Source organism: Nonlabens dokdonensis, assembly GCF_002162835.1.
Lineage (GTDB): Bacteria > Bacteroidota > Bacteroidia > Flavobacteriales > Flavobacteriaceae > Nonlabens > Nonlabens dokdonensis_B.
Map to the genome: position 1 here is coordinate 4,945 of NZ_MAAX01000170.1, position 26,895 is coordinate 31,839.

At 35.6% G+C, this 26,895-nt stretch carries 25 protein-coding genes and 1 tRNA gene; 18 read left to right on the forward strand and 8 right to left on the reverse strand.

The window, feature by feature from the left end:
• Window positions 1-347: DUF983 domain-containing protein (locus A9Q93_RS10955; RefSeq protein WP_303687445.1), on the reverse strand; the 347-nt coding region annotated here is incomplete at its 3' end.
• A gap of 57 nt (window positions 348-404) precedes the next feature.
• Between A9Q93_RS10955 and A9Q93_RS10960 the strand changes: the two genes are divergently transcribed.
• From A9Q93_RS10960 to A9Q93_RS10985, 6 genes are all read left to right on the forward strand, one after another.
• Complete coding sequence (locus A9Q93_RS10960) at window positions 405-2,333, forward strand: ABC-F family ATP-binding cassette domain-containing protein (protein ID WP_303687470.1); 1,929 nt, start codon at window positions 405-407, stop codon at window positions 2,331-2,333.
• Between the two features lie 80 nt (window positions 2,334-2,413).
• Window positions 2,414-3,568 carry an efflux RND transporter periplasmic adaptor subunit gene (locus tag A9Q93_RS10965; protein ID WP_303687446.1) on the forward strand — a complete coding sequence of 385 codons (1,155 nt, stop codon included), beginning with the start codon at window positions 2,414-2,416 and terminating at the stop codon, window positions 3,566-3,568.
• 3 nt (window positions 3,569-3,571) lie between these two features.
• A complete protein-coding gene (locus tag A9Q93_RS10970) occupies window positions 3,572-6,790 on the forward strand; it encodes an efflux RND transporter permease subunit (RefSeq protein ID WP_303687448.1) in 3,219 nt (1,072 codons plus the stop codon).
• Complete coding sequence (locus A9Q93_RS10975) at window positions 6,783-8,144, forward strand: TolC family protein (RefSeq protein ID WP_369674706.1); 1,362 nt, start codon at window positions 6,783-6,785, stop codon at window positions 8,142-8,144. Before A9Q93_RS10970 ends, A9Q93_RS10975 begins: the two co-directional genes overlap by 8 nt.
• Window positions 8,141-8,320, forward strand: a complete 180-nt coding sequence (locus A9Q93_RS10980) for a CPXCG motif-containing cysteine-rich protein (RefSeq protein ID WP_303687450.1) — start codon at window positions 8,141-8,143, stop codon at window positions 8,318-8,320. The genes A9Q93_RS10975 and A9Q93_RS10980 overlap by 4 nt, the downstream gene beginning before the upstream one ends.
• A gap of 122 nt (window positions 8,321-8,442) precedes the next feature.
• Window positions 8,443-8,515 (forward strand) — tRNA-Met (locus A9Q93_RS10985).
• A 622-nt stretch (window positions 8,516-9,137) separates the two neighbouring features.
• On the opposite strand, the gene A9Q93_RS10990 is transcribed toward A9Q93_RS10985, so the two are convergent.
• From A9Q93_RS10990 to A9Q93_RS11000, 3 genes are read right to left on the reverse strand one after another with little or no spacing between them, the layout of a single operon-like run.
• Window positions 9,138-9,803 carry a response regulator gene (locus tag A9Q93_RS10990; RefSeq protein WP_303687451.1) on the reverse strand — a complete coding sequence of 222 codons (666 nt, stop codon included), beginning with the start codon at window positions 9,801-9,803 and terminating at the stop codon, window positions 9,138-9,140.
• Window positions 9,804-9,806: 3 nt separating this feature from the next.
• Window positions 9,807-11,438, reverse strand: coding sequence for a tetratricopeptide repeat protein (locus tag A9Q93_RS10995; RefSeq protein WP_303687452.1), 1,632 nt, complete (start codon window positions 11,436-11,438; stop codon window positions 9,807-9,809).
• A gap of 35 nt (window positions 11,439-11,473) precedes the next feature.
• A complete protein-coding gene (locus A9Q93_RS11000) occupies window positions 11,474-11,647 on the reverse strand; it encodes a hypothetical protein (RefSeq protein WP_303687453.1) in 174 nt (57 codons plus the stop codon).
• A gap of 350 nt (window positions 11,648-11,997) precedes the next feature.
• On the opposite strand from A9Q93_RS11000, the gene A9Q93_RS11005 reads away from it, so the two are divergent.
• The gene (locus tag A9Q93_RS11005; RefSeq protein ID WP_303687454.1) at window positions 11,998-12,711 is read left to right on the forward strand and encodes a hypothetical protein; all 714 of its coding nucleotides are present in this window, start codon (window positions 11,998-12,000) and stop codon (window positions 12,709-12,711) included.
• A gap of 278 nt (window positions 12,712-12,989) precedes the next feature.
• Window positions 12,990-14,987 (forward strand): DNA primase, encoded by a 1,998-nt coding sequence (dnaG, locus tag A9Q93_RS11010; protein ID WP_303687455.1) that lies wholly within the window; start codon window positions 12,990-12,992, stop codon window positions 14,985-14,987.
• On the opposite strand, the gene A9Q93_RS11015 is transcribed toward dnaG, so the two are convergent.
• Both A9Q93_RS11015 and nadE read right to left on the reverse strand, forming a co-directional pair.
• A complete protein-coding gene (locus tag A9Q93_RS11015) occupies window positions 14,980-15,603 on the reverse strand; it encodes a response regulator transcription factor (protein ID WP_303687456.1) in 624 nt (207 codons plus the stop codon). The genes dnaG and A9Q93_RS11015 overlap by 8 nt on opposite strands.
• Window positions 15,604-15,703: 100 nt before the next feature.
• A complete protein-coding gene (gene nadE, locus A9Q93_RS11020) occupies window positions 15,704-16,492 on the reverse strand; it encodes an NAD(+) synthase (RefSeq protein WP_303687457.1) in 789 nt (262 codons plus the stop codon).
• 54 nt (window positions 16,493-16,546) lie between these two features.
• Between nadE and gldB the strand changes: the two genes are divergently transcribed.
• The 3 genes from gldB to A9Q93_RS11035 are packed head-to-tail and all read left to right on the forward strand — an operon-like array spanning window position 16,547 to window position 18,129.
• Window positions 16,547-17,524, forward strand: a complete 978-nt coding sequence (gene gldB / locus A9Q93_RS11025) for a gliding motility lipoprotein GldB (protein ID WP_303687458.1) — start codon at window positions 16,547-16,549, stop codon at window positions 17,522-17,524.
• A complete protein-coding gene (gene gldC, locus A9Q93_RS11030; protein ID WP_303687459.1) occupies window positions 17,524-17,868 on the forward strand; it encodes a gliding motility protein GldC in 345 nt (114 codons plus the stop codon). The genes gldB and gldC overlap by 1 nt, the downstream gene beginning before the upstream one ends.
• Before the next feature lie 9 nt (window positions 17,869-17,877).
• A complete protein-coding gene (locus A9Q93_RS11035; protein ID WP_303687460.1) occupies window positions 17,878-18,129 on the forward strand; it encodes a DUF3820 family protein in 252 nt (83 codons plus the stop codon).
• Between the two features lie 87 nt (window positions 18,130-18,216).
• Here the strand turns inward: A9Q93_RS11035 and yihA are convergent, their stop codons facing one another.
• Together yihA and A9Q93_RS11045 are read right to left on the reverse strand one after the other, a co-directional pair.
• Entirely contained in the window at window positions 18,217-18,819 is a 603-nt protein-coding gene (gene yihA / locus A9Q93_RS11040) for a ribosome biogenesis GTP-binding protein YihA/YsxC (RefSeq protein WP_303687461.1), read from the reverse strand.
• Window positions 18,820-18,902: 83 nt separating this feature from the next.
• Window positions 18,903-19,667: an alpha/beta fold hydrolase gene (locus A9Q93_RS11045; protein WP_303687462.1), complete on the reverse strand. Its 765-nt coding sequence runs from the start codon at window positions 19,665-19,667 to the stop codon at window positions 18,903-18,905.
• 288 nt (window positions 19,668-19,955) lie between these two features.
• On the opposite strand from A9Q93_RS11045, the gene mraZ reads away from it, so the two are divergent.
• The 7 genes from mraZ to A9Q93_RS11080 form a co-directional block, all read left to right on the forward strand.
• Entirely contained in the window at window positions 19,956-20,423 is a 468-nt protein-coding gene (mraZ, locus tag A9Q93_RS11050; protein WP_303687463.1) for a division/cell wall cluster transcriptional repressor MraZ, read from the forward strand.
• Entirely contained in the window at window positions 20,398-21,315 is a 918-nt protein-coding gene (gene rsmH, locus A9Q93_RS11055) for a 16S rRNA (cytosine(1402)-N(4))-methyltransferase RsmH (protein WP_303687464.1), read from the forward strand. The genes mraZ and rsmH overlap by 26 nt, the downstream gene beginning before the upstream one ends.
• A complete protein-coding gene (locus A9Q93_RS11060) occupies window positions 21,316-21,645 on the forward strand; it encodes an FtsL-like putative cell division protein (protein ID WP_303687465.1) in 330 nt (109 codons plus the stop codon).
• Window positions 21,632-23,623: a penicillin-binding protein gene (locus A9Q93_RS11065; RefSeq protein ID WP_303687466.1), complete on the forward strand. Its 1,992-nt coding sequence runs from the start codon at window positions 21,632-21,634 to the stop codon at window positions 23,621-23,623. The genes A9Q93_RS11060 and A9Q93_RS11065 overlap by 14 nt, the downstream gene beginning before the upstream one ends.
• Window positions 23,620-25,086, forward strand: a complete 1,467-nt coding sequence (locus A9Q93_RS11070) for a UDP-N-acetylmuramoyl-L-alanyl-D-glutamate--2,6-diaminopimelate ligase (protein ID WP_303687467.1) — start codon at window positions 23,620-23,622, stop codon at window positions 25,084-25,086. Before A9Q93_RS11065 ends, A9Q93_RS11070 begins: the two co-directional genes overlap by 4 nt.
• Before the next feature lies 1 nt (window position 25,087).
• On the forward strand, window positions 25,088-26,320 hold the full coding sequence (gene mraY, locus A9Q93_RS11075; RefSeq protein ID WP_303687468.1) for a phospho-N-acetylmuramoyl-pentapeptide-transferase: 1,233 nt from the start codon (window positions 25,088-25,090) through the stop codon (window positions 26,318-26,320).
• On the forward strand, window positions 26,320-26,895 hold a 576-nt coding region (locus A9Q93_RS11080; RefSeq protein WP_303687469.1), incomplete at its 3' end, for a Mur ligase family protein. The genes mraY and A9Q93_RS11080, both read left to right, overlap by 1 nt.

The following is a 26,895-nucleotide window of genomic DNA, read 5'->3' on the forward strand; positions in this document are numbered from 1 at the left end:
AAAATATTGATCCAGATATTGCGACTTATGCGTATTACAATAGGCAAGCTGAATATAGATATAAAAGAAATCACCAGAAAAATATGCCATCTAGAAAGGTCTAGAAGAAAGTAAGTTACAGCAAAAGCTACCATCGCAATGGCAACGCCTACTCCATAGCTCACATACATAGACCCATAAAAAAAACTAGGTTCTATTTTATATTTTGTGTCACAATGACTACATCTTTCTTTCATTTCCTGTGTTTTCTTAGGATTGTACAAATTACTACTCGTATACATAGATTCATTTTGACATACAGGACAAGTTCCTGTAAAAATGCTGTATAATTTAGTTCCTTTTAGCATGATAAAACTTTAGTAATAGTCTGTAAAAACACATCTTTGCAAAGATACAAAACGACTATGCTCAACGTTCACGATTTACATGTTAGTTTCGGTGGAGAACCGTTATTTGAAGAGATAACCTTCAGGCTCAATCCTGGGAACCGTGTAGGACTTATCGGTAAAAATGGTGCCGGAAAATCTACACTTCTCAAAGTAATCTCAGGAGATGTTGCCTACGATCAAGGTAACATTGCGATAGAGAAAGACATAAGCATAGGTTTCTTGAGACAAGATATTGATTTTGAAAAGGGTCGTACTGTTTTAGAAGAAGCTTATACCGCTTTCGCGAAAGCGAGAACCATAGAATCACAAATCGAGCAAATAAATGAAGAGTTAGCCACTAGAACTGATTATGAGTCAGAGTCCTATTCTAAACTCATAGAAGATATAGGAGATCTCAACCATGAATATGAAATAATAGGTGGTTATCAATACAAAGGAGAAACTGAAAAGATTTTAAAAGGACTTGCGTTCAAGCCAGAACAATTTGATAAGTTAACTGATGAGCTATCTGGAGGATGGCGCATGAGAATTGAGCTGGCAAAATTACTACTAGAAAAACACGATATTCTATTACTGGATGAGCCTACTAACCACCTGGACATAGATTCCATTCTATGGTTAGAATCCTTTTTACAGACTTATCCAGGAGCTGTAGTAATTGTAAGTCACGATAAAATGTTTCTCGATAACGTGACTAACCGCACGATAGAAATAAGCTTAGGTCGTATTTATGATTATCCTAAACCTTATACTAAATTCCTTGCCTTAAGAGCAGAAATGCGCGAGCAACAAGAAGCTACCTTTAAAAATCAGCAAAAGGAAATAGAACGTACGGAGAAGCTCATTCAAAAATTTAAGGCCAAAGCTAGTAAAGCAACCATGGCACAATCACTAGTTAAAAAGCTAGACCGCATGGATGTGGTAGAGATAGAGCAAACAGATAACGCTGCGATGAACATTAACTTTGCGACCTCTATCCAGCCTGGAAAAATAGTACTGGATATTGAAAATGTCAGTAAATCTTACGGTGATAAAAAGGTTCTTGAAGATGTAGGTCTATCTCTAGAGCGCGGTAAACGAGTGGCATTTGTAGGTCAAAATGGTATGGGAAAATCTACGCTGGCCAAAATCATTGTCGGTGACGTAAAAGCACAAGGAAAGGTAAATCTAGGTCATAATGTTCAATTAGGGTACTTTGCACAAAATCAAGCAGAATATCTAGACGGTGAGAAGACAGTTCTTGATACCATGCTAGACGCTGCCACAGACAGCAATCGTGTCAAGGTGCGCGATATGCTCGGTTCCTTTCTCTTCAGAGGTGACGAGGCAGAGAAAAAGGTAAAAGTGCTAAGTGGTGGAGAGCGCAATAGGCTTGCTTTATGTAAACTCATGCTTCAGCCGTTCAACGTCCTGATTATGGATGAGCCTACTAACCACTTAGACATTCAGTCTAAAAATGTCTTGAAGGCTGCGTTAGTTAAGTTTGATGGTACTTTAATTGTAGTTTCACACGATAGAGAATTCTTACAAGGTCTCACAGAGCTGGTTTACGAGTTCCGTGATCATAAGTTAAACTTATACTTGGGAGATATAGACTACTATCTTGATCAAAGAAAGGCTGAGGACATGAGAGCCATTGAAAAGGTAGAAGTGAGGAAGGAAGATACGCTTTCGCGAAAGCGAGACTCTCAAAAACAACAACTCTCTTACGAAGATCAAAAAAAGCAAAAATCACTTAATAACCGACTATCTAAGGCAGAAGCTAAAATTAATGAGTTAGAGAAAGCTATTTCTAAACTGGATGCAGAGCTGGCTGCAAATTATGATGAACTAGCGCAAAAGGAAGGGTTTTTTGACGGTTATCAGTCTAAGAAAAAAGAATTAGAAGACTGGATGACAAAGTGGGAAAATATCTCAGAAGAATTAGAAGGTTTTAATAGTTAGGTTTAAGTAATATTTAAGATTTATAGTTTTAGACTTAAGTAGTTTTGACGGTTGAATTATTTTAAATAACTACCACTAGAATGCGTAAAGTAATACTATCTATTCTCGCTATTGTATTGATACTAGGCGCTGCTTTTGGCGCAAAAATGATCATTGACAGCAAGACAGCACCAAAGCCTAAAGTCAAAAAAGATGTTAAAATAGTATCTATTGATACAATACAAAATACAACAGTTCCTATAATCATTCCTGCAAATGGTAATCTAGAGGCAAAAAAACGAGTAGAGTTGTATGCTGAAGTTACTGGTGTATTTAGACCGACAGGAAAATTGTTTAGAACCGGACAAACTTATCGTGCTGGTGAGACCATTATTCTTATTGATAACACAGAGTTTTATGCACAAGTAAGAAGTTCACGCAGTAACCTTAATAATCAAATCACTGCGTTAATGCCAGATTTACGACTGGATTACCCAGAATCATATCCACAATGGTTAGATTATTTAAATGCTCTTGATACTGATAAGTCCATTCCAGAACTTCCAGAGCCTAAAAACGAGAAAGAAAAATATTTTATAACAGGTAGGAATATTTATACTACTTATTACAATATTAAGAATTTAGAAAACCGTCTTTCTAAATTTAGAATTAGAGCACCATTTAATGGGATTGTGACCGAGGCTATGGTAAGTGAAGGTACTCTAGTGCGTAACGGGCAACAGTTAGGCGAGTTTATACAAAGCGGTACGTTTGAAATACAAGTTGCTATAAGCGCAGACTTTTCTGATTTGCTAGAAATAGGTAAAGAAGTTGAACTCAGTAATATTTCTGGCACAAAAAATTATACTGGAAAAGTGACGCGTATTAACGGTAAGGTAGATCAGTCTACACAAACTATTACCACAGTTATAGAAGTGTCACATCCTGACCTTAAAGAAGGAATGTACCTCACAGCAAATTTACAAGCTCAAGAAGTTAATGATGCCATATCTATAAACCGAAGTTTACTACAAGATGGGAACCAGATTTTTACTGTTCAAGAAGGGAAACTGGTACTTACCGATGTCACTCCTGTGCATTTCTCTGATAAAAGGGTAGTTCTTAAAGGACTTGAAGATGGCACTGTAATGATTACAAAATCTGTTCCTGGTGCTTATGAAGGACTTATCGTTAAGACAGAGCAACAAGCACGTGAGGATAAAGAAAAGGAATCAAACGCCTCTCAATCAAAATAAATTATGAGAAAAGTAATAGCTTATTTCATAAAGCATCATGTGGCAGTAAATGTTGTTATTGCAGCGTTCGTGATTTTTGGAGTGTTAGGAGTTTTGTCATTGAAGTCTTCTTTCTTTCCTCTGGTAGATTCAAAAATCGTAACAATTAATGTAATTTATCCAGGAGCATCGCCTCAAGAAATTGAAGAAGGTGTGGTCCTTAAGATAGAAGATAACCTCAAAGGAATAGAAGGTATAGACCGTGTAACTTCTGCGTCTAGAGAAAACTCTGGGACTATTACGGTAGAAATCATTAAGGGCTATGATATTGATTTCATGCTGCTGGAGATTAAAAATGCAGTAGATCGAGTGCCATCCTTTCCAGTAGGTATGGAACCATTAGTGGTAGCAAAACAAGAAAATGCGAGACCTACTATTGTCTTTTCATTAAGCGGAAAAAATGTACCACTCAAAACTCTTAAACAACTAGCTCGAGATGTAGAAAACGATTTAAGAGGAATTGAAGGTATTTCTCAAATTTCTATCGCTGGATATCCAGACGAAGAGATCGAGATAGCAGTAAATGAAAATACCCTATTAGGTTATAATCTTACATTTCAAGAAGTAGCAGACGCCGTTGCGGCCTCAAACATCTTAACAACAGGTGGGAATATTAAAACAAATACGGAGGAGTATTTAATACGAGCTAACAACAGAAGTTATTATGGAGATGAATTAAGTTTTATACCAGTAAGAACTTTGGAAAATGGCTCAACCGTATATTTAAAAGACGTTGCTCAAATTAGAGACCGCTTTTCAGAAACACCTAATGCTTCTTATTTTAATGAAGAACGATCTGTAAATATTACAGTTACAAGCACAAATTCTGAAGACCTCATAGGTAGTTCAGATAAGGTAAAAGAATATATTGAAGAATACAACCAGCGTTCTAGTAACGTAGAGTTAAACGTAGTTCGAGATTTATCAATAACGCTTAATCAGCGTACTGCATTACTTACTGAAAATGCCATAGTAGGAATGCTATTAGTATTGTTGTTTCTTTCCATATTTTTAAATACAAGACTAGCCTTTTGGGTTGCTTTTGGGTTGCCTATTGCTTTTTTAGGAATGTTCATCTTTGCTGGCCAATTTGATGTCACTATAAATGTTCTTTCTTTGTTTGGGATGATTATCGTTATCGGTATTCTCGTAGATGACGGTATTGTAATCGCAGAGAATATTTATCAACATTATGAAGATGGTAAAAGTCCTGTACAAGCGGCTATTGATGGTACAATGGAAGTGATACCACCTATTCTAAGCGCTATTATTACGACTATTCTTGCCTTTTCTACCTTTCTATTTCTGGATGGTAGGATAGGAGAGTTCTTTAGTGAGGTTTCGGTAATTGTGATATTAACTCTCGTTGTTTCATTAGTTGAGGCACTAATTATTTTACCTGCTCACCTAGCACATTCCAAAGCGCTTCAAGCGAGATCAGATCAGCCTAAAAAAGGTATTGCCCGATTGTTTCAAAAAATGAGAGTGGTAAATGATTATGGTGATAAAGCTATGAACTGGATGCGTGATAAATTGTATGCTCCTGCATTACGTTTTACCATAAAGTATAAGTTGCTAGCATTTGCTTTTTTTCTTTCGGCGTTGTTGCTTACCATAGGCTCAGTACAAGGTGGAATTGTAGGTGTGACACTTTTTCCTAGTATTTCTAGTGATCAAGTATCTGTTAACCTCTCTATGCCTAATGGTACGGCAGAAAGTATTACAGATTCCATTATTTCTATTATAGAAGAAAAAGCAAAAATTGTAAACAAAGAGCTTACTGAAGAGTATTTAACTGATGAAAAATATGGCGACAGCGTACAGCTTTTTGAGAATATTATCAAAGCACAAACATCTTCTTCATCAGCGAGTTTATCGATTAATTTACTTCCAGGAGAGACGAGGCCAGAAGAATTAAAATCACCTATTGTAGCAAATCGTTTGAGAGAGCTTGTAGGTACTATTCCTGGCGCAGAAACGTTGACCTTTGGTTCTGGTGGTAACTTTGGAGGTAGTCCAGTAGCGGTTTCTCTATTAAGTAACGACATAAGCGAATTAAAAGCTGCGACAGAAGATTTTAAAGAAATATTGAGTCGCAATCCTTTGCTTAAAGATATTGAAGACAACGATCCTGCTGGTATAAAAGAAATCAATCTTGAACTTAATGATAATGCATTTGCCTTAGGTCTCAATTCGCGCGAAATCATGTCTCAAGTAAGAGCCGCTTTCTTCGGTAGAGAAGCCCAGCGTTTCCAACGAGGACAAGACGAGATCAGAGTTTGGGTGCGATACGATAGAGAAAACCGTAGCAGTATTAAAGATCTGGATGAGTTTAGAATTACTACACCTACAGGAGATAAAGTACCATTGCGTGATGTAGCGAGCTATACGATCAAGAGAGGTGACGTGGTCATCAATCACTTAGAAGGAAGACGCGAGATTTTGATCAGTGCAGATATGAAAGATCCTAATCAAAGCGCTACAGACATTCTAGATGATATAAGAACTAACATCATTCCAGATTTACAGAAAAAATATCCTACCATATCTCCTAATTATCTAAGTGGACAAGCACGAGAAGCCGAAAAAATAAGCAGCAGCGCTGGTTTTATTTTTCCTATTGTACTATTACTCATCTATTTTGTGATTGCCTTTACTTTCCGTAGTGGTACACAACCTATCATGCTCATATTATTAATACCATTTAGTTTTATAGCAGTAGCATGGGGACACTGGATTCACGGTTTTCCAGTAAACATTCTTTCCATGTTGGGTATTATTGCATTGATAGGGATTATGGTAAATGATGGATTGGTTTTAATAGGTAAATTTAATTCTTTGATAAAAAGCGGATTACAATTTGACGAGGCGCTTTTTGAAGCTGGTAAAAGCAGGTTTAGAGCCATATTTTTAACTTCGTTGACAACTGTTGCTGGTCTTGCGCCACTATTACTTGAGAAAAGTCGTCAAGCACAATTTCTAAAGCCTATGGCTATTTCCATTTCTTACGGAATTGGAATCGCAACCTTGTTGACTTTACTTTTATTGCCCTTGTTTTTAAGTTTTGGAAACAATATTAAAGTATGGATTCATTGGTTGAAAACTGGAGAGAAAATAGAAAAGACAGAGGTAACTAGCATTGCCAAAGAGCAACAAGCACTACAAGAATATGAAAATGAGTAAGCTGGTTTATAGTTTAGGGGTTTTGATGTGTCTCGCTTTCGCGAAAGCGTACTCACAACAACCTATTGAAAACGTTTTAAGCAAAGAAGATGCTGTAAAGTTAATGTTAGAAAACAACTACGGCATCAAAATCGCAGAAAACACCACCAAAATCGCGGAGAATAACTCTGGAATCTTGAATTCTGGGTACTTGCCATCGTTGCAAGGAACGGCAGGAGCGTCAAAAGATGAGAACGATTCTAGAACAGATTTTAACGGCGCACTAGATCAAAACGGTGATCCTCGACCAGATATAGAAATTAACGATGCCCAAACCACGCAGTATAATGCGGGACTTAATTTGAATTATACTTTATTTGATGGTTTAGGACGTTTGTACAATTACAAGAGGCTTCAGGAACAGTTTGCTTTGAGTCAGCTAGAAGCTCGAACTACGATTGAGACAACAACAGTACTATTAATGAGTGTTTATTTAGAGATTGCACGCATAACAGAGAATGTAAAAGTATTTGAACAGAATTTAGAGATTTCAAAAAAGCGCGAAGAACGTGCTAGATATCAATTTGAATATGGACAAGCTAATAAGTTAGAAGTACTTAATGCGCAAGTAGATATAAATACCGATAGCATTAATATCATGAATTCTTTGCAGCAGTTGCGCAATACAAAAAGAGATTTAAACCTATTGCTAAATCGCGAGTTGGACGCCAGCTTTGCAGTAGATACTACCGTAACATTACAAAGTTTGCTAGTAATCGATAGTTTTTTAGAAAAAGTGCCTGAGAATAACGTACGACTATTACAGTCAGAAACTTCTTTGCAAATAAGTGATTACGATATCAAAACAAGTAGGGCTTTATTGTTACCAAGAATAGGTTTAACCGGAAGTTATGGATGGAATCGTACGGAGAATCCTCCTAGTGCGTTTTTTCCAGCGACTACACGTACAGCCTCTAACGTTGCTATAGGAGCAAATTTGACTTGGGATATTTTTGATGGAGGTAGGTCTATTAATAGTTTGCGTAATGCTAAGATTGCTTATGAAAATGAAGCTCTTTTTAAAAGTCAGATAGAGCAAGAAGTAGCGAGAGATGTTGCAAATGCAAAGGGAAATTACATGAATGCGCTTGCTATTTATAGAATGCAAGAGCAAAACGTGTTGACTAATAAAAGCAACTTTGAGCGTACTCAAGAGCAATTTAAATTAGGTCAAGTCTCTAGCGTCGAATTCAGACAAGCCCAAGTCAACCTTTTAAATGCCGAAACCGTAAAGAACCTAGCTAAATACGACGCAAAATTAGCTGAGTATCAACTGCTACAATTAGCTGGTCAGATCCTAAATGTAGCCTTGTGATCGAGCATTTTTTTATGTGTCCACATTGCTGGCAGGAAATCTCTATGTTGTTAGATCCTGCTTATTCACAAACTTATGTGGAAGATTGTGAGGTATGTTGTAATCCTATGGAAGTACAAGTATCTTTTGAAGAAGGTGAATTGACTAGTTTTGAGGCGATAGAATTAGGACAATAAATTATTTACAAATAACCTTGTGTAATCTATCAAACCGACTTATATTTGCAGCCCAATAAAACAATAAGTCGTCAGAGTAATGATCTGAAGTTTTTAAAGCAAGTGACTTTAAGTTTTTAAATCGCGAGGTAGAGCAGTAGGTAGCTCGTCGGGCTCATAACCCGAAGGTCGCTGGTTCGAGTCCAGTCCTCGCTACTAAGGTTAAAAAGCCCTTGAGAAATCAAGGGCTTTTTTTATGACTCTTACTTAAGGGTGCGGCTCTATTCATTGATTTATTTTAGTTAGAACCTAGATTTTTAGGTATAGGTAACTTTTAGATTTTATAAATTATTATACGCGATTGATTCGCATTCATTTTGGTTTTCGAGATTATCTCTTTTAAATTATATAGCTGCCATTGTAACATATTTGGCCAGGTTACAATTCTTAAGGTATAATTGGTTTACTTATTTAGATTCTATCACACTTTTAATAATTATATGTAGATTACTTTAATCTGTTTCTAGTTCATAATATTGCTAATTATATAATTGATTAATCAACAATTTAACTAATTTGTTCCTTGTGATACTGTTGTTGGTTATTAATTATTTTTTAGACAATTTCGCAAAAGCGAAACAAAACTTGTACAAGTAACAAATAAAAATTACGTCAAGTGATAGTCTTGCCTAAAAGAACAGTGCTATACAAAAAAGCGCATACCTATAAAGTATGCGCTAATTTCCCCTGACAAATGAGCAATAGCACCCATTCAATGGTAAAAGTAATTATCAATTTGGCGTAAACTTTACGGTTTTCCGTAAGGACGGAATGTTTTTTAAATAAGGCCTAAATCTTTTACAATACTGATAAGATGTGTCGCATTATTTGCTCTGAATTGATCTAGTAGTTTAGATTGCTTTTTCTCAATCGAACTTATACTATTGGGTGATATACCTTTTTCTTTAAATTCTTTGCTTATAGTATTTTTTGAGTTACCCAAAGCTATAAGTGATAGCAATTGCATATCATAATCATTGATTTCTAAGTTATTTCTAGTATGTAATGCTTGTTGAACTTGAGGTGATACAAAGGAATTGTTTTGATACACTGCAGTTATAGCTTTTGACAAATCTTTTAATCCGTCTCTGCCTTTACATACAAAAGCATTTGCTTTTATGGAATTAACTAAATAACGTACTTTTTGTAATCGATCTTCTACAGAATAAACGATTATAGGAAAGTTAGGAAATTCCTTTTTAAGTTGTGCAGTTAGTGACTCTCCAGATGTATATTTTTGTTTACGATGATCTGTTTTAAAATTTAGATCTGTGATGAATAAATCATATGGATCTTCATTAAGAATCGCACTTTTGATTTCTAGAAAAGCATCATCACAGTATTGTACTTGTTTCACATTTGTAATACCCAGTTGATCTAACACGGTATTTACTCCTTGATTGATACTGCTATAATCATCTGAAACTAAAACTTTTTTAAACATCTTTTAAATCATAATTATGGCTTTAAAGCCTTTATTTATTTCGGACTCAAATGTAATCGTTCCATTTATAGATTGAATACGGTTTTCCGTATTTTGAAGGCCATTTCTCTTTGTTAATGATGTTCCTATGCCGTTATCTTTATAATTTATTATCAAATATTTACCAGATTTCTCAAAGCTTAAAACTACAATGCTGGCATTGCTATGTTTTTTCATGTTAGTTAGTAGTTCTTGCAGCACTCTGTAAATAGTAGTTTTTTGAATGTCTTTCAATTTTTCCCACTCTATCTTCTGTAGGTTTTTAGTAATTACAGTAACATTATCATCATTATAGGCGATAAGTAGGTCGCTTAAGAGTTCAGCATAGGGTGTTTTAAGATTAATGGTGCTGTTCTGTCTGGAGATATCTCTAGTCCGATTATAAATATGTTCAAGGTCATCTAATAGTTCCTTGTCACTATGCGGACTCGTCTGTAACTGCGTCATGACATGATAAACATCGTTTGCAACTTCATCGTGTATTTTTCTGGAAATTCGCGTTTCTGTGTTGTATATTTCTTGGTATTTTTCTTTTTTATGTTTGTATTTTAAAATCAGGTATAAAGAAATAGTTGCAAGCACTATAAAAAGGATGAGGTAAAGTAATCGCTCATTAAATAATTGACTTTCTTGCAAATCCCTTTCCTTTTTATCGTATTGATAAACATAGTAGTTAAAGTTATTACGTTTTTCTGTCTTTAAATTGTTGATGCTATCGTTTACTTTAATATATTCAATTGCATATTTAGGCTCTCCAGTTTCTATTTTTAGCTTCAATGCATTTAATAGCTGTGGTCCTTGATTAAGCGTACGGGCTAGTTGTATATAACTATCAGAATATTTTTTTGTAGAAATAGAGTCATTTAACGTGTAATAAAAACGAGATAAATGGTCAAAACTCGACCCTAAATCTGAGGTATAACTGTTATTTGCTCTTATGTCTAGCGCTTCCTTTAAACCGTCTTCTGCATTAGGAATTCTTAATTTTGATTTTATAAAACTTAAATTGCTTAGTACTCTAGCCGTTTCTCTAAGATTATCGATTTTTCTAGTTGCATCATATGCCTTTTTATAAAATGAGAGTGCGGTTTCATAGTCCTCTTGAGACTCAAATACTTGTCCTTTATTATTATATAAAATAGCTTGTTCAGATGCGTTTTTTGCAGAGTCAAGTGCCTCGTCGTACAAGGCTATGGCCCGCGCATAATCTCTCTTCTTTCTGTAAACCTTACCTAATTCATTGATGATACTCATATAGGTAATTTGAGTCCAATCGGTTTTCAATTCTATTTTATCTAGAAGCCTTAGACTTTCAAGATTTAATTTTTCATTCTCTGAGGTATATCCTAATTCTCTTTGGATTCTTGCCAGTTGCTGAGTAATATATACTTCATTAGCTAAATTTTTGTCATTATTCGCGTGTTTTGCTTTTTCTTTGATGAAAAACTTATAGGCTTTTGCAAGATCATCTGGTTGTGTAGGATTTCTAATGACGCTTGAATAGTAGTTCAAGCTATCTGCTATCTGGGCATGGGAAATTTGTGAGCCGATAATCAAGATACTAAAAAAGAGGAATGAAGTTACGGTTGATTTCATTCCTCTAAGGTAATAACTAAATTTAAAAATGAGTACTAGTCATCGGTCTCATCTTTTGGCGGTGGTGGTGGAGGCGGTATTTCAATGGTGCCTTCATTTCCACAGCATGCCTGTGGCTCAATAGAATGATCTGTTATTTGCTCTGGTGTACAAGAGAAAAACGTAGAAATAAGGATTCCCGTAAAAAATATTAAGGTTATTTTTTTCATATTTGATTATTTAAAAATGGACACTTGTGTTGCTGTCCGAGATTTTCTCAGATTTGATTCAATAGCAACACCTGCTTAATTTTGAAGAGCTTGCTCTTCTTAGGGAAGTGTGGAGAGGTAGCAGTAAAAGAAATTATTACTTCCCAAATGGTAATTCCATTTTACGCTACGACTCCATAGTAGAATTCATTTTCGTAAGCCCTATTACGATTAAGGCGGTAATCAATTCTTGTACAAATGAAAGCGTATTGGTTTTGGATTACTGGAAAAGAATGGGAAATGATTTGGAACGTATTTGGAATTTTATTTCCTACTAGTTTCCAGGGGTTATTAATCTGTATATCAGTATTATGAATAAAAATTTAGTGATGCACGCTTTCGCGAAAGCGGAACAAGAAATAAAGAAAACAGGAGTCAAAAATCCATCTTTAACACAAAAGGCTACTGAATTATCACATTATCTAGAACAGAAAGCGGAAATTGTATTAGGAGAAAAAAGTTTGAGAATTTATAGAAATGAAGCTCTCAAATTATCGGATGAAGATGAAGATATAAGCATCAAACAAATACCAGTAATAGAAGGTTTATGTAACTATTTGGGATATGATAACTATCAAGACTTTATAAATAAGACTTCCTTAAAAAGTACTGAAATAAAATCGTCGGCCACTAAAAAAGCGGTTAAAATCTCTCCAGTTGTTAAGGTTATAATTGCCGCTGTTGCCATCGGGATACTATCTTTATTGCTATATAGTTATACGCACAGACAGCGCTGGATGATCTGGCAAGAAGATCATTATGTTGAAGTAGAATTTGACGCTAAGAAATATGGAGTTAACCAATTAAAACTTTACAAAGAAGACAGAATCTCATCCTTCCTAAAGGTAGAAGTAACTTGTGATACTACTTTCTTTAATGATAATGGAAGTCCTCGATTTTGGTATGGAAAAAACAGGAATAAAGAGCTAGAATTATTTACAGATACAGGTTTGCATCCTGAAACTGGTAAGACTCTTAAGCCTATATCTGGTTATATGATTGACAAGTATATTTGTGTGGATTAAAATAGCTGAAAGGACTAAGTTTACAAGTTCAATAATTAAACTTCCTACACTTCAATTTTTAAATCTTAAGTATTGATAAAGCGTCGTGTTTGCTTAATTTTGTCCCATAAGAAGATTATGAAATAAGTACTGTTAAACGACCGTGCTCAAATTTTAAAATAGGTGGTTCCTTAAATATTTAATTGTCCTTCACTAGTTTATAGACTGGTATGATTAACACGGTTTTCCTATTTATATTTACTAAGAATTATCACTTATAATATAATCGCTTTTCAAAAATGATTTCAAGAACAACTGTAGATGCCGTATTTGACGCTGCTCGTGTAGAGGAAGTGATAGGTGACTTTGTACAGTTGAAAAAGTCTGGTTCTAATTATAAAGGCTTGAGTCCATTCTCTGAAGAACGTACGCCTAGTTTTATGGTATCGCCAGTAAAACAAATATGGAAGGACTTCAGTTCTGGTAAAGGAGGCAACGCCGTTACCTTTATAATGGAACACGAGCATTTTACCTTTCCTGAGGCCATCAAATGGCTAGCAAAAAAATATAATATAGAGGTTGAGGAAACGCAACAAACTGATGAGCAAAAACTAGAGCAAGATGCAAAGGAATCTATGTTTCTTGTTTCTAAATATGCAGCAGAGTGGTTTCAGAAACAATTAAAAACAGAGGAAGGAAGAGCTATAGGATACAGTTATTTTAAAGAACGTGGTTTCTCTGATGAGACTATAGAATATTTCCAGTTGGGTTATAATCCTGATCAATGGAGTGCTTTTACTGATGCTGCTATTAAAGCAGGTTACCAGCTAGAATTTCTCGATAAAACAGGGCTTTCTATTGTTAAAGATGAGCGTAAGTTTGATCGCTTTAAAGGACGTGTCATGTTTCCTATACGTAGTCTTTCAGGTAGGGTACTCGGTTTTGGAGGAAGAATTCTGAAAAATGATAAAAAGGCTGCAAAGTACTTGAACTCGCCTCAAAGCGAGATTTATGATAAGTCTAAAGTACTTTATGGTATTTATGAAGCAAAGCAAGCCATTGCAAAAGAAGACTTGTGTTATCTCGTAGAAGGTTACACAGATGTGATTCAATTACATCAAGCAGGTGTAAAGAATGTGGTTTCTAGTTCAGGAACAGCTTTAACAAGTCAGCAAATACGCTTAATTCAAAGGTTAACAAAAAATATCACTGTATTATATGATGGCGATGCTGCTGGAATGCGAGCCGCTATAAGAGGTACCGATTTGATACTTGAAGCTGGTATGAATGTAAGAGTATGTACATTTCCAGATGGAGAAGATCCAGACTCTTATGCAAAATCTCACACGCAAACAGAGATTGTAGAATTTTTGACCCAGAATGCTAAGGATTTCATTTCTTTTAAGTCTAATTTGTTAAAAGAAGAGGCTGCTGGAGATCCTATTAAAAAGTCGGGCATGATACGCGATATAGTAAACAGTATCGCAAAAATTCCTGATGATATATCACGTGAGATTTATGTAAGAGAAAGTGCTGCTATACTAGATATAGGAGAAGATGTTTTATTCTCCACTCTCGCACAAGTGCGTAATGCTACTATAAATGAAGAAAAGAAAAAACAAGTAAGAGAGCAATCTAAGCAGTCACTATCTAAAGTTGAAACTCCTGTTACCGCTTTAAAGGTGGATAGAAGAGCACTTCTAGAAAGGTCTATTATTGCTATTTTATTATTATACGGTGGGCAAGATGAATATTTTGAAGAAGAGTACATACGTGATGACAGTGAAAATGATGTAGAATATTTCACAAAAAAAGAAAAGCATCGCGTCTATGAGAAGATATGGATGGATTTACAAGCAGATGAAATCAAATTTGCAAATCCAGACTTTCAAATCATATATTCTAAAATCATTGATGTATTGTTGTTAGAACAAAAGCTAGATACTCAACTTATACTTACTGCCTTTGAAGGTGAATATGCAAATGTAATTGCAGATATCACTATGTCTGATGAGAAATATCAATTACATGATTGGGAACGCAATAAAATCTTTCCTAAACAAAAAAATCAAACTGTTTCAGAATATACCAGTCAAGTATTGAGGCATTTAAGACAGTCACTAATTTTTGACCTGGTAGAAAAAATTAATAAAATTATACTTAATAGCGCTCCAGATAACATAAACACAGAGGCGTTACAGCAAGTTAAAGATTATAATGCTCTAAGGCGTAAACTTGACGAAAAGAACAGCACGGTAATACCGTCTGATGGCTTAAGTAGATTTTTGTTTAACTAGCTATTTGCAATAAGCGTGATTGATGTATCAAATCTGCGATGTTATCAACCTTAAGTTTTTTAAGTAATCTCGTTTTATATGTGCTTACCGTTTTCTCGTTGATACTTAAATGTTGAGCAATTTCTTTATTGCGTTTTCCTCGAGACAATAAATTAAGAACCTCTATTTCTCTGGTAGAGAGCTTTTTAAATTTTAGAATCTTATTAGATGTTTTACTTTCTAGTTGTTCTTTAATATTATCAGAAAGAAAAGTTTTTCCTTTATGTACAGTTTTAAGCGCTTCTTTAACTTCTTTAACCGGTCTGGTTTTTGAAATGTAACCATTTGCTCCTGCTTTTATAGCGCTTACTGCATAGATTTCTTCAGGATGACAACTTACTACTAGAATTTTAACATCTGGAAAGTTTGTACGTACTTCTCTCAATGACCCAATACCATTAGAATTAGGAAGGTCTACTTCAAGTATAAGGATATCAGGTTTAAGGCTAGCGATGGTTGAAATAAGCTGAGAACCATCATCAATTTTACCTTTAAAATGGTATTCTTTGTTATCTTTCATCATGCACTTAAGACCTCGTCGGAAAATAGGATGATGATCTGCTACTAAAATATTCATTTTGTTGTGTCTAGGGAATCAAATATAATTACTTAATAATAAATCCCTCTCAAATCAACTGTGAGTATAGTATTACAAAATAAAAAGCTGTTAATCTTTTCTACAACAGATTTTTAGGTATCACACATACAGGAATAGGATTCATTTTGTGTTGGTTTCTCTTATTAAAACTTAAATATATTTTGAGAACCTCTTTTTCTCTTGTAGATAAGTCATCTGCAGAAACATTATTTTCTACATGATACATGGCCTGCTCAAGCTCGTCATAAGATGCTCCTATTTGCTGTTCATCAGTTCTTTCTGCACCATAAAGCCCGTCACTAGGAGCTGCGTTCATTATACTAGTAGGTACATTAACATGACTTCCTATTTTATAGACTTCACTCTTTAACAAGTCAGCAATAGGACTAACATCTACACCGCCATCACCATATTTAGTGTAAAATCCTACGCCAAAATCTTCCACCTTATTACCTGTCCCAGCCACTAGAAGACCATTTATACCGCCATGATAATATAAGGTAGTCATTCTCAAACGAGCTCGAGTATTACCTAACGTCAGTTCTACTTGAGCGTTATTTTCAATTTTGGGCATATTTTCTTTAAAAGTGTCAAAAACAGGTGTGAGATCACTGCGTACGTCACTTACGTTATTAAAACGATCTTTAAGTTGTTTGATATGCTCTTGAGCTCTAGTTACATGATCATGGTGTTGATGAATAGGCATCTCTACGCATAAAACTTCAAGTCCTGTCATTGCACATAACGTAGAGGTAACCGCACTATCGATTCCGCCACTTACTCCTACAACGTATCCCTTAACACCAGCTTTATTTGCATATTCTTTTAACCACTTTACGATGTGATCTGTTACTTTATCTACTTTCATAATCGTATTTTTGCAAGCCTAAAAATAAAACAATTTATAGCGAGTTATAAGTATATGAAAGTTAAGATATTTAGAATGTTTATTGTTCTCGCTTTCGCGAAAGCGTTACTATCATGTAATACTGAGTCGCAATTAGAGTCAGAAATTAAGGCAATACCTCTGGATGTGGAGTTGATTAAATTTCATGAAGAATTTTCAAATTCAAATTCTGAAGATTTGCCTAAGCTCAAAGCAGCGTTTCCTCTGTTTTTTCCAGAAAAAACGCCAGACAGTATATGGAACTCTAAATTGAATGGTCAGGATACCATTTATAATGTTCTGGATAAAGCTGTTAAGGAGGCAAAATTTGACTATGATCAGATTGAAGAAGAAGTAGAAGATGTGATGCGTCATGTCGTATACTATTTCCCAGATTTTGAGCCTACTTCCATAGTTACTGTCCTGTCTGAGGTGAATTATAGACAGAAGGTAATCCCTCTAGAAGATCAATTGATTATTTCTATAGATACCTATCTTGGGCAAGATCACGAGCTTTATCTAGGAATCAACAAATATCAAAGAGAAAATTTAAATCGAGAACAGCTCCCAGCAGATGTTGCTCTAGCTTATTCTAGACTTTTTGTAAACCCTACCTTTGACCGTAGTTTGTTATCAAATATGATTTATCACGGTAAGCTACATTATTTACAGGAGCTATTTGCTCCTCATACAACAGGTGATCAACGATTTAACTACACTCCTGTAAAATACAAATTTACCGTTGAGAATGAATCTCAAATGTGGCGCTATTTCATAGACAATGAGTTAATTTACAAGACAGATTCAAAATTGTTATCCCGATTTATACTTCCGGCTCCTTTTTCAAAATTTTATCTAGAAGTAGATCAAGAGACTCCTGGCGGCGTAGGTCGCTATATAGGCTATAGAATGGTAAAATCATTCATGGAGAATAATGAAGTTGATATAGAAACGATGATACAATTGAATGCCGAAGATATTTTTGAACGTTCTAAATACAAACCTTTACAGTAATGTCAGATAAAAAAACAAGATCCACGATAAAAATAGGAATTGAACTAGATGAAAATCGAGTTCCAGAACACATAAGATGGAGTGCGCCAGATGGTGGAGTAGATGCTGCCGAAGCAAAGGCCATGATGGTTTCTATGTGGAATAGCGTTGAGAAAGAAGCTTTTCGTATAGATCTATGGACCAAAGATATGCCAGTAGATGAGATGCGTGTGTTTTTTCATCAAACACTAGTTTCTATGGCAGACACGTATCACCGTGCGACTAATGATGATAAGATGCGCGATACGATGCTGGACTTCTGCGATTATTTTGCAGAGAAGCTACATTTGAAAGATGAAAAATAAAGGTTATTGATGTCTCAACCTCACTTTGATCATAAACTCCTGATAGAAATGGCGTGGTATAAAATGCCATTCGGTGCTCATAAGGGCAGGTTTTTAAGTGAACTGCCCGAGGCGTACTATGTCTGGTTCAGGCGTCAAGGATTTCCTAAAGGTAAATTAGGGAATTATATGCAGTCTGTCTATGATATGAAGGTAAATGGAATAGAAGAGATGCTAAGAGAAATACGCAAGAACACCGTTAATGATAGACCAGTTTTTTAGGTGTTAGGTTTCTAGTAATTAGGAGTTCATTGACGTATTCATGCTGTATTACTTAGATAAATACGACTTGAGGTCTTAGTAAAAATATTACTTAAGCGATTCGTTAATGTTCTCTATGTAAGCCAGTAGTTCTTCTCTTCCAGTTTTATCACTAGAACTAGTTATAAAATAAGGTGGCATTTCTTCCCACATACCGTCTAGCATAGATCTTTTGTATTTTTCTACATTATTCTCTAAAGCTTTAGGCTTTAATTTATCTGCTTTAGTAAAAACAATGCTGAAGGGAATACCACTCTCACCTAACCATTCCATAAACTCTACGTCTATAGGTTGAGGATCGTGACGTACATCAACAAGTACAAATCCAGAAATTAACTGCTTGCGTTGTTCAAAATACTTCGTGATGAATTTTTGAAACTTTGCTTTACTAGTTTTTGAAACTCGAGCATAACCGTAACCAGGTAAATCAACTAGGTGCCACGCCTTATTGATTAAAAAGTGATTAATAAGCTGTGTTTTTCCTGGTCTACCAGAGGTTTTTGCAAGATTCTTATGGTTAGTCAACATGTTGATCAATGAAGATTTCCCAACATTAGACCTACCTATAAAGGCATATTCTGGAATACTAGAGTTAGGACATTTTTTAACATCCTGATTAGACATAACAAATTGTGCGCTAGTAATTTTCATAAGTTAAAGATACTATTAAGAAATAAAGCAAATACATTTATGCAATCAAATAAAATGATTGCTATGTCAAAGGAAGACTTCTGTTATAATCCTCGCTTTTGCAGCCAGCCGTCTAATATTTCATTAAATTCTTCTGGATGCTCCATCATAGCAGCATGCCCACATTTATCTATCCAGAAAAGATCACTATCTGGTAATTTTTCATGAAATTCCTCTGCGACATTAGGTGGAGTAACATTATCTTGTTTTCCCCAAATGATACATGTAGGTGTGCTCATGTTAGGAAGATCCTTGGCCATATTATGTCTTATAGCGCTCTTTGCTATGGCGAGTGTTTTAAGAAGTTTATTCCGGTCATTTACTACGGCAAATACTTCGTCAACTATCTCTTTTGTAGCTACAGCAGGGTCATAAAATACATCTTGACTTTTTTCCTTAATGTATTCATAATCACCTTTTTTAGGATAACTAGCTCCCATCGCACTTTCATATAATCCAGAGCTACCAGTAATTACTAGTGCTTTTATTTTTTCAGGAAAAAGCTTAGTAGTTACCAGCCCGATGTGACCTCCTAGAGAATTTCCAAGAAGAATAACTTCTTTCCATCCCATGTGATCAATAAACGCATTAATATGCTTAGCAAATGTGCCTACGCTTGTTTTGATAAGAGGAGTCGTATAAAGTGGTAATATAGGAACAGCAATTTGATAACCTTTAGGTGGGAAATAATCGATCACACCTTCAAAATTACTTAAGCCACCCATTAATCCATGTAGGATTATAATAGGAGTTCCTTCACCACTAGTATAATATTCAAACTTGCCTTCTTTGATGAGATCGTGCGTCATACAGTAATTCTAAGCCGCAAATATAGTGGTTTTGAATCAAGCTTGGATAGAGTTTAATATTTGATTTTCTATAGGTGAATTTATGTGTTAACTATTTGTAGATTTTAGTTTCGCTTTCGCGAAAGCGAGACCCAACTATCGCACTGCTACATTCTAAAGCTTAAAATGTTAATAACTACCGTAGTTATTCAGAAATAGGTGCATTTATCAACAAAGTGGTAAATTGTGGTAAAAAGTGGAATTAAATTTCATATTTTTGATTGAGATAGCAAAAACAGCTGTTTATAAATGATCAATTTCATAGGAACATACGAGTGTAAGGCAGACGCCAAAGGGCGTTTCATGATGCCAGTTGCCTTAAAAAAGCAATTGTCGCCTGTCATGCAGGAAGGTTTTGTTTTAAAACGAGCGGTATTCCAGCCTTGTTTAGAGCTTTACCCTATGAAAGAATGGAATAAAATGATGGAAAAATTAAATGGGTTGAACCGATTTAATAGAAAGCACAATGCTTTTATACGTCGTTTTACAGCTGGAGTAAAAACTGTTGAGGTAGATGCAAGTGGACGATTACTCATTCCTAAAGATCTCATTACCATTGCAGGCATAACCAAGGAGGTTACCGTATCTAGTGCGGTAAACATTTTAGAAATATGGGATAAAGAAAAGTACGAAGCGGCTATTGATGACTCGCTAGATGACTTTGCAGATCTCGCTGAAGAAGTAATGGGAAATGACACAACCGATCTCTTATCATAATCCGGTTCTCTTAAAGGAAACTGTTGATGGATTAAATATTAATCCATCCGGTATTTATGTGGACGTCACCTTTGGTGGTGGTGGGCACTCTAGGGAGATTCTTTCTAGATTAGGTCCTGAAGGAAGACTTTTTGCATTTGATCAGGATATTGATGCTCTTGAAAACGCTATTGAGGATGAGCGTTTTACTTTGATTAATCAAAACTTCGGTTACATGAAAAGGTTTTTAAGGCTTCATGGTATAAAAGAAGTTGATGGAATTCTTGCAGACTTAGGTGTGAGTTCTCATCAATTTGATGAAGCATCGAGAGGTTTTTCTACCAGATTTGATGCGAGACTAGATATGCGTATGAATCAAGAGCAAGATCTAGATGCGGTTGTGGTGGTAAATGATTATGAAGAAGAAGACTTAGTACGCCTATTTAAAGAATATGGTGAATTGCGTATTGCTCCTAAACTTGCTCGTAAGATAATTGCTGCAAGACAGGACGATCAAATAACTACAGTTGATCAATTAAAAAAAATATGTGAACCTCTTGTTCCAGAAAGGATCCATCACAAAATTATGGCTCAAGTATTTCAAGCTATACGTATTGAGGTGAACAAAGAGATGGAAGTTCTCTATGATTTTTTAAGACAGTCAGAAGAAGTGTTGAAAGTAGGAGGAAGATTGAGTGTTATTTCTTATCACTCCTTAGAAGATAGACCAGTGAAAAGGTTTATGAGAAATGGGCTTTTTGAAGGTGAGCCAGAGAAGGATGTTTTCGGTAGGTCTAGTGTACCATTTAAAAAAGTAGGGAAGCTCATAATACCTTCTCCAGAAGAAATTAAAGTAAATAATAGAGCGAGAAGTGCTAAGCTGCGTATTGCAGAAAAAATTGAAAGAGAATAAATGGCTTCCAAAGTTTATGACATATTAAAGGGTAGCTTTTTAACCAGTGAGGACGCTTTTAAAAATTGGCGCTTCATCTTGTTTGCTGCTTTTCTAGCCATAATTATGATTTATACAGGTCATAGTTATGAGCGTAAAGTGCATAAACTGGCTGCTTTAAATGAAAAAGTAACGGAGTTACATAGTGAATATACAGATTTAGAAAGAAGGCTGATGTTTATGCAAATGGAATCAACAGTCGCAAAAAGAATAGAAAATAAAGGGATAACACCGGCTAAAAATCCGCCGCAAAAAATAGTAATCGTAGAAGGTACAAATGGCAACAACTAGTAAAAATATACTGAATAAGATGTATCTCGTAGGAGCGCTATTCTTTGTAGTAGCCTTGCTCGTTGTGGTACAAATTATCAATATCCAGTTTGTGGAAGGCGATTCTTATAGAGCAAAAGCAGAACACAGTGTTTTTAGAAACGATACGATTCCATCTACGAGAGGTAATTTGTATGATGCAAACGGTCAATTGCTAGCTACTTCTATAAGTAAGTATGATATACGATTTGATGCCCTTGCTCCTTCACTCAAGGATTTTAATGATAGCATTGCTCCGCTTGCAGAGGCGTTAGCAAAAAAATTCTCAAAGCCTAAAGATTATTTTTTGCAAAAATTACGTAAAGCGCATAGCAACCGCAATCGCTATATGCTTATTGCTAAGAATCTTAACTACGGCGATTATAAGGAAATTAGAGAGTTTCCATTATTTAATAAAGGACCTTACCGTGGCGGATTAATTGTGGAAAAAAGAGTTGTTAGAGAACATCCATTAGGAAAAATGGCTGAAAGAATAGTAGGCTACGATCGCAACGGTAGTGCTCCCGTAGGTCTTGAAGGAGCTTTTGCTCCTTATTTGAGAGGAAGTGACGGTGTGCGCCTAGAGCAAAAAATAGGAAAAAATCAATGGAAGCCTATTAATAGTGAGAATCAATTAGACCCTAACGATGGTTATGATGTTTACACTACTATAGATGTAAATATGCAAGATGTCGCTCATCATGCATTATTGGAACAATTAGAATATTACGAGGCAGATCATGGCACAGCAGTAGTTATGGAGGTTGCTACAGGAGAGATTAAGGCGCTATCTAACTTAGGTCGCGGCAAGAGCGGTAAGTATTTTGAGAAAAGAAATTATGCTGTTTGGGAATCTCACGAGCCTGGTTCTACCTTTAAATTAATGAGCGTAGTTGCAGCCCTTGAAGATAAAGTGGTGGATACCAGTACAGTATTTGATACTAAAAACGGGAAAATATCATATTACGGAAGAAATGTGCGCGATTCTAAATATGGTGGCTATGGTAAAATAAGTGTGGCAAAAGCATTTGAGGTTTCCTCAAACACAGCACTAGTTCAAATGATTCAAAATAATTACAAGTCTAATCCAGAGGACTACGTTGATCGTTTATACAGCATGAATCTTAACGATGTGCTTGATTTACCTATTAAAGGTGAAGGTAAGCCTATGATACCACATCCTGATGATAAAAACTGGAGTGGTCTTTCATTGCCATGGATGGGCTTCGGTTACGGAGTGCAACTCACTCCACTGCAAACGCTTACTTTCTATAATGCAATTGCAAATAACGGTGTTATGGTAAAACCAAGGCTTATCAAGAAAGTGACATCTAAAGATCGATTAATTGAAGAATTTGATAGAGAAATAATTAATCCAGCAATATGCTCTCAAAGTACTGTTGATAAGGTGAAAGTCATGATGGAGAACGTAGTAAAACGTGGTACTGCAGATAATCTTTATAGTGAGAACTTTTCTATGGCTGGTAAAACTGGTACGTGTCAAGCAGAATATTGGATCAAACCAGGAAACTATATTGCCTCTTTTGCGGGCTATTTCCCTGCAGATACTCCTAAGTATAGTTGCATAGTAGTGATTCATAGGCCTAATGTCAAAAAAGGATATTACGGAAATATTGTAGCGGGACCGGTATTTAAAACTATAGCACAAAAAATATACACAAATAACCCCATATTAGACGAGGTTGAAGTACAAAAAAATGTCCCTGTACAAATGGTAAAGTCTAATGAGCGTTACTTAGAAAAAACACATCAACAAGCAGAGACTAATTCTAGAAAACTTCCTAGTCTAATAGGATTGGAGGCGATGGATGCAATTGCTTTAATAGAAAATTTAGGTGGTAAAGTTATCCTCAAAGGAAAAGGAAAAGTGGTTGCTCAAAGTTTAAAAGCAGGAACTAAATTAACGCCAGCTCAAAAAGTTGTATTGACACTATCATGATGATTCTTAAAGACATATTATATAAAGTAAGCCTAGACATTGTCATAGGAGCTACTGATGTTTCCATAAATCAAATACAGTTTGATTCTAGAGCCGTGCAATCTGATGATGTATTTGTGGCGCTCAAAGGATCAATAGTAGATGGTCATGATTATATTGAGAAAGCGGTTTCTAAAGGTGCCACAGCTGTCATTCTAGAAGAGTTGCCAGATTATCAAGATGAATCAGTTACCTATATAAAAGTTGAAAATGCTCACAATGCATTAGCATTAATGGCTGACAATTTCTATGACAACCCTTCTAAAAAACTCAAGCTAGTAGGAGTTACAGGTACAAATGGAAAAACCACTACTACATCTTTATTGTATCAACTTTTCAAGAAATCTGGATTTAAAACTGGTCTTATCTCAACAGTAGAAATTCTAATTGATGAAAAAATTGTTCCTACAAAACATACCACTCCAGATCCTATTACGATAAATAAGCATTTGGCAGATATGGCGACTGTAGGAGTTGATTATTGCTTTATGGAAGTTAGTAGTCATGGGATAGCACAGGAAAGAGTAACTGGATTAGAGTTTGCAGGTGGAGTGTTTACCAACCTCTCTCATGATCATTTAGATTATCACAACTCGTTTGCTGAGTACAGAGACGTTAAGAAACGTTTTTTTGACGAGCTACCTAAGCAAGCTTTTGCTTTATCAAATCTTGATGACAAAAACGGAGCTGTAATGCTTCAAAACACCAAAGCAAAGAAAATAGGATATGCCCTCAAATCATTTACTGACTATAGAGCTCAGATATTAGAGAATCAATTTGGTGGATTGCTGTTAAAAATCAATGAGCATGAAGTTTGGTCTAAAATGGTTGGACAGTTTAATGCCTATAATGTACTAGCAATTTATGCTTGCGCAATCGAATTGGGCCTAGAAGCTATTGAGGTATTAGAAGTTATATCGCGATTAGAAGGTGTTGCAGGAAGGTTTCAATATTTCACAACCATAAAAAATAACATTACTGCAATAGTAGATTATGCCCATACTCCAGACGCCTTAAAAAATGTTTTAGAAACCATTAACTCTATTCGTACAAGAAATGAAAGAGTGATTACTGTAGTAGGTTGTGGTGGTGATCGCGATAGTACAAAACGACCTAAAATGGCTCATATCGCTGCTGCGTTAAGTGACCAGGTCATTTTTACTAGTGATAACCCACGTACAGAAGATCCTCAGAAGATTTTAGACGATATGGAAGAAGGAGTGCAGCCTCAAGACTTCAAAAAAACAATTACCATTCTAGATAGAAGACAAGCTATAAAGGCTGCTGCTAAAATGGCTGATAAAAATGATATCATTCTCATTGCTGGAAAAGGGCATGAGACGTATCAAGAAATTAACGGCGTGAGATCTGATTTTAACGACCGTACCATCATAGCAGATTTTTTAAACCAACTCCAAAAATAACATGTTATACTACCTATTCAAATACTTAGAAGAAGAGTTCAATATGCCAGGAGCATCACTGTTTGGATTCTTAACATTTCGGGCTGCTATCGCATTTGTTTTCGCACTAGGTTTTTCTACTATTTATGGTAAACGCATCATTTTGTATTTACAAAACCAGCAAGTAGGAGAAACCGTAAGAGATTTAGGTCTTAAGGGGCAAGCTCAAAAAGCTGGTACGCCTACCATGGGAGGAATTATTATCATTTTAGCGACTTTGATTCCTGCATTGCTTTTGTGCCAGATCGATAATATATATGTGGTAATGTTATTTATTACCACAATATGGATGGGATTGATAGGCTTTACAGATGATTATATCAAAATTTTTAAGAAAGATAAGGGTGGTTTAAAGGGAGTATTTAAAGTAATAGGTCAAGTAGGATTAGGAGCTATCATAGGAGGGATTATGTTTTTTCATGACGGTATTACTATCAAAGAAGAGGTGACTAATCCATCTAGTAATATAGAAGTTGTATCTCAAAATAATACGGTAGAATTTGGTCCAGCGATAAAATCTACTAAAACCACAATTCCATTTGTTAAAGATAATGAGCTAGATTATGCAAGTTTCATCAGCTGGATAGATCCTAGTCTTGCAGACTGGGCGTGGCTTGTATTTATTCCTATAGTAATTATAATCGTTACAGCAGTTTCTAATGGGGCAAATCTAACTGATGGAATAGATGGACTGGCCGCAGGAACAAGTGTGATTGCAGTCATAACATTGGCATTGTTTGCATGGATTTCTGGTAACATTATTTTCTCAGATTATCTCAACGTCATGTACATTCCTAATTCTGGAGAGATGGTGGTTTTTATAACAGCTTTTGCTGGAGCGCTCGTAGGGTTTTTATGGTATAATACTTTTCCTGCTCAAGTTTTTATGGGAGATACAGGAAGTTTAACTATAGGCGGAATAATTGCTGTACTAGCTATTGCAACTAGAAAAGAGTTGCTTATACCTATTCTGTGCGGTGTCTTTTTAATGGAAAACCTATCAGTAATGATGCAAGTAAGCTGGTTCAAATACACTAAAAAGAAGCATGGTGAAGGTCGTAGAATTTTTCTTATGTCGCCATTACATCATCATTATCAAAAGTTAGGTATACATGAAAGTAAGATCGTTGTGCGATTTTGGATCGTAGGGATCTTGCTAGCCATCATCAGTGTTGTAACTCTTAAAGTTAGGTAATGAAGGTAGAGCAGCAACAACATACTAATAATAAACAACTGGTTGTTCTCGGTGGCGGGATAAGCGGCACAGGCGCTGCGTTGCTAGGTGCTCAAAAAGGCTATGATGTTTTCTTAAGTGATGGCGGTACTTTGAGTTCCGCTTTCGCGAAAGCGTTACAAGAACAATCTATACCCTACGAGTCTGGAAGACATTCTGATGAAAAGATCTTAATAGCAAACCTTATAGTAAAGAGCCCAGGAATACCTGACAATGCTCCAATGATTCTAGAAGCAAAAGCCAAAGGAATTGAGGTGGTTTCTGAAATTGAGTTTGCCGCTCGATTTACCGAGGAGAAAATCATCGCTGTTACAGGATCAAATGGTAAAACTACCGTAACCAGTCTTATAGATCATTTATTAACCGTTGCGGGAATAGAGCATACAACTGGTGGTAACATAGGAAAAAGCTTTGCGCAACAGGTTTATGAAGGGAAGTCTGCATATAGATTGCTTGAAGTAAGCAGTTTTCAACTGGATGGAATCAGTTCTTTTAAACCGCACATAGCTATTTTACTAAACATAACACCAGACCAT

What these genes read in the sequence shown, in the direction of transcription:
- A9Q93_RS10960 (WP_303687470.1), top strand. Translation starts at nt 405, where the DNA reads ATGCTCAACGTTCACGATTTACATGTTAGTTTCGGTGGAGAACCGTTA.
- A9Q93_RS10965 (WP_303687446.1), top strand. Translation starts at nt 2,414, where the DNA reads ATGCGTAAAGTAATACTATCTATTCTCGCTATTGTATTGATACTAGGC.
- A9Q93_RS10970 (WP_303687448.1), top strand. Translation starts at nt 3,572, where the DNA reads ATGAGAAAAGTAATAGCTTATTTCATAAAGCATCATGTGGCAGTAAAT.
- A9Q93_RS10975 (WP_369674706.1), top strand. Translation starts at nt 6,783, where the DNA reads ATGAGTAAGCTGGTTTATAGTTTAGGGGTTTTGATGTGTCTCGCTTTC.
- A9Q93_RS10990 (WP_303687451.1), bottom strand. Translation starts at nt 9,803, where the DNA reads ATGTTTAAAAAAGTTTTAGTTTCAGATGATTATAGCAGTATCAATCAA.
- A9Q93_RS10995 (WP_303687452.1), bottom strand. Translation starts at nt 11,438, where the DNA reads ATGAAATCAACCGTAACTTCATTCCTCTTTTTTAGTATCTTGATTATC.
- A9Q93_RS11000 (WP_303687453.1), bottom strand. Translation starts at nt 11,647, where the DNA reads ATGAAAAAAATAACCTTAATATTTTTTACGGGAATCCTTATTTCTACG.
- A9Q93_RS11005 (WP_303687454.1), top strand. Translation starts at nt 11,998, where the DNA reads ATGAATAAAAATTTAGTGATGCACGCTTTCGCGAAAGCGGAACAAGAA.
- dnaG (WP_303687455.1), top strand. Translation starts at nt 12,990, where the DNA reads ATGATTTCAAGAACAACTGTAGATGCCGTATTTGACGCTGCTCGTGTA.
- A9Q93_RS11015 (WP_303687456.1), bottom strand. Translation starts at nt 15,603, where the DNA reads ATGAATATTTTAGTAGCAGATCATCATCCTATTTTCCGACGAGGTCTT.
- nadE (WP_303687457.1), bottom strand. Translation starts at nt 16,492, where the DNA reads ATGAAAGTAGATAAAGTAACAGATCACATCGTAAAGTGGTTAAAAGAA.
- gldB (WP_303687458.1), top strand. Translation starts at nt 16,547, where the DNA reads ATGAAAGTTAAGATATTTAGAATGTTTATTGTTCTCGCTTTCGCGAAA.
- gldC (WP_303687459.1), top strand. Translation starts at nt 17,524, where the DNA reads ATGTCAGATAAAAAAACAAGATCCACGATAAAAATAGGAATTGAACTA.
- A9Q93_RS11035 (WP_303687460.1), top strand. Translation starts at nt 17,878, where the DNA reads ATGTCTCAACCTCACTTTGATCATAAACTCCTGATAGAAATGGCGTGG.
- yihA (WP_303687461.1), bottom strand. Translation starts at nt 18,819, where the DNA reads ATGAAAATTACTAGCGCACAATTTGTTATGTCTAATCAGGATGTTAAA.
- A9Q93_RS11045 (WP_303687462.1), bottom strand. Translation starts at nt 19,667, where the DNA reads ATGACGCACGATCTCATCAAAGAAGGCAAGTTTGAATATTATACTAGT.
- mraZ (WP_303687463.1), top strand. Translation starts at nt 19,956, where the DNA reads ATGATCAATTTCATAGGAACATACGAGTGTAAGGCAGACGCCAAAGGG.
- rsmH (WP_303687464.1), top strand. Translation starts at nt 20,398, where the DNA reads ATGACACAACCGATCTCTTATCATAATCCGGTTCTCTTAAAGGAAACT.
- A9Q93_RS11060 (WP_303687465.1), top strand. Translation starts at nt 21,316, where the DNA reads ATGGCTTCCAAAGTTTATGACATATTAAAGGGTAGCTTTTTAACCAGT.
- A9Q93_RS11065 (WP_303687466.1), top strand. Translation starts at nt 21,632, where the DNA reads ATGGCAACAACTAGTAAAAATATACTGAATAAGATGTATCTCGTAGGA.
- A9Q93_RS11070 (WP_303687467.1), top strand. Translation starts at nt 23,620, where the DNA reads ATGATGATTCTTAAAGACATATTATATAAAGTAAGCCTAGACATTGTC.
- mraY (WP_303687468.1), top strand. Translation starts at nt 25,088, where the DNA reads ATGTTATACTACCTATTCAAATACTTAGAAGAAGAGTTCAATATGCCA.